A 2,152-nucleotide genomic window follows, 5' to 3' on the forward strand; every position below is an offset into this window, starting at 1 on the left:
AGCCCAACAACCAACTAAAGAAAATACTAATATAATTGATAAAAGGCAGATAATTTTACGCAATTCACTTCCCTCCTTTACTCTCTTTAATTATAACAAACCTAGCCTACAAAACAACTACTCTCACAAAATAAAGAACTATTGCCCAGAACAAATAATTCAATCCCTTAAACGCTACCAGGCCTGCTATATTAAAGATAATGTTTTTAAAACAACCTAATTAGTGCTCTGGCAACTTATTGCTAATGGTAAAAGAATAATACAACAACAAAAACCCTGCAAATGCCTTTAATCAAACGTTGCAAAGGTTTTTCTTTTTTAAACTATAAAAATCAATATAAAAAAACCATTACGGACATATTAATAACAAATAAAATGGAGGTTTAAAACAATGAAGAGAATCTGGTTAGCTGGTGGTTGTTTTTGGGGTGTTCAGGCCTATTTTGCACAAATCCCGGGTGTTCTAGACACAAGTGTAGGTTATGCCAATGGACAGACCCCCAACCCAACTTATGAAAAAATAGCAGCTAGTGGTCATGCTGAAACCGTAGAAATCAGCTATAATCCGGAAATCATAAGTTTAGCCAAACTATTAACCTATTTTTTTGAAATTATTAATCCCACTTTAAAAAACAGACAAGGACCTGATAAGGGAACTCAATATCGTACCGGTATCTATTATCAGGATGAAGCCGACTTAGAAATTATTAATTCTGTACTTACCCAAGTACAAAAAAAATATCACAAACCCATTGTTACCGAGGTAGAACCCTTAAAAAATTATCAGCTTGCCGAAAAAGAACATCAAAACTATTTAGAAAAAAACCCCGAAGGCTACTGCCATATTGATTTAAACAAAATACCTAGACCCTCCCCAGAGGAGCTAAAAAAAAGATTAACTCCTTTACAATATCAAGTGACCCAAAAAGATCATACTGAACCACCATTTGACAACCAATATTGGGATCACTATCAAAAAGGAATTTATGTAGACAGCGTTAGTGGTGAACCACTTTTTGTCTCTACAGACAAATATGATTCAGGATGTGGTTGGCCGAGTTTTACCAAACCCATTTCCGAAACCCAAATACTTGAAAGAACTGACAAAAGCCATGGCATGCTTCGTACCGAAGTACGCAGCAAAAAAGGCAACAGTCATTTAGGACATGTTTTCAATGATGGGCCACCGGAGAAGGGTGGTCTTAGATACTGCATTAACAGTGCAGCTTTAAAATTTATTCCTGAAGAAGAAATGGAGAAAAAAGGTTATGGTCGTTTTAAACACTTAATTCGTTAAAACAAAATACTATGATATTTTCCAAAAACAATGTATAGTCTTGCCGTTAACTTCTCTAAGGGTGATAATAGTAATGATTATCTAAAAGGGGAGGACTAATTATGTCCAAAAAAATCAAAGCCCTAAAAGCGGCTTTTCCCTATACCCTACCGATTTTAACCGGCTATTTATTTTTAGGTATGGCCTGGGGTGTTTTAATGCACGAACAGGGCTATCCTTTATGGGCTACAGCCCTTATTAGCTTCCTTACTTACGCAGGGGCCATGCAATTTATTGCCGTAAATTTAATGGCTCTAGGATTCAACCCCCTTTATGCTTTTCTAATGACTTTAATGGTTAATGCCCGACATCTTTTTTATGGTTTGGTAATGCTCGAAAAATTTAAAGGCACACAAAGATTAAAACCCTATTTAATTTTTGGCCTTACCGATGAAACCTTTTCCCTACTTTGTTCCATAAAACCAGCCCCGGAAATTAATATACACTGGTTTATGTTTTTCATCACTCTCTTTAATCATCTTTACTGGGTAGTTGGCTGTGCTACCGGCACTCTACTTGGTCACTTTCTTATTTTTAACACACAAGGTTTAGATTTTGTCCTTACCAGTTTATTTACCGTAATTTTTATTAATCAATGGCGAGCTAGCCATGAACATTTTCCTACTTTATTAGCCTTGGGAGCTACTATCCTTTGCCGCATGATTTTCGGACCTGCTAATTTTATTATTCCGGCAATGCTGGCCATCATCCTCATTCTTTTTTTAAAAAAACCGATGGAAGTGAGGGAAAACTAAAATGAAAATTATTTTTTGGTTAACTATCGCCAGTACTACCTTTTTAACCCGCTTACTACCA

Annotated in this window: 2 protein-coding genes; both read left to right on the forward strand. The window is 35.8% G+C overall.

The window, feature by feature from the left end:
- Positions 1-391: 391 nt before the first annotated feature.
- Positions 392-1,297 carry a peptide-methionine (R)-S-oxide reductase MsrB gene (gene msrB / locus GX687_04080; protein ID HHX96624.1) on the forward strand — a complete coding sequence of 302 codons (906 nt, stop codon included), beginning with the start codon at positions 392-394 and terminating at the stop codon, positions 1,295-1,297.
- Between the two features lie 101 nt (positions 1,298-1,398).
- Positions 1,399-2,091: a branched-chain amino acid ABC transporter permease gene (locus tag GX687_04085; protein ID HHX96625.1), complete on the forward strand. Its 693-nt coding sequence runs from the start codon at positions 1,399-1,401 to the stop codon at positions 2,089-2,091.
- Positions 2,092-2,152 lie beyond the last annotated feature (61 nt).

It is taken from the genome of Clostridia bacterium (assembly GCA_012841935.1).
Taxonomy (GTDB): domain Bacteria; phylum Bacillota; class Peptococcia; order DRI-13; family DTU073; genus DUTS01.

Bases quoted from the DNA above. Each gene is read 5' to 3' on its own strand.
- GX687_04085 (HHX96625.1), top strand. From the start codon at position 1,399: ATGTCCAAAAAAATCAAAGCCCTAAAAGCGGCTTTTCCCTATACCCTA.
- msrB (HHX96624.1), top strand. From the start codon at position 392: ATGAAGAGAATCTGGTTAGCTGGTGGTTGTTTTTGGGGTGTTCAGGCC.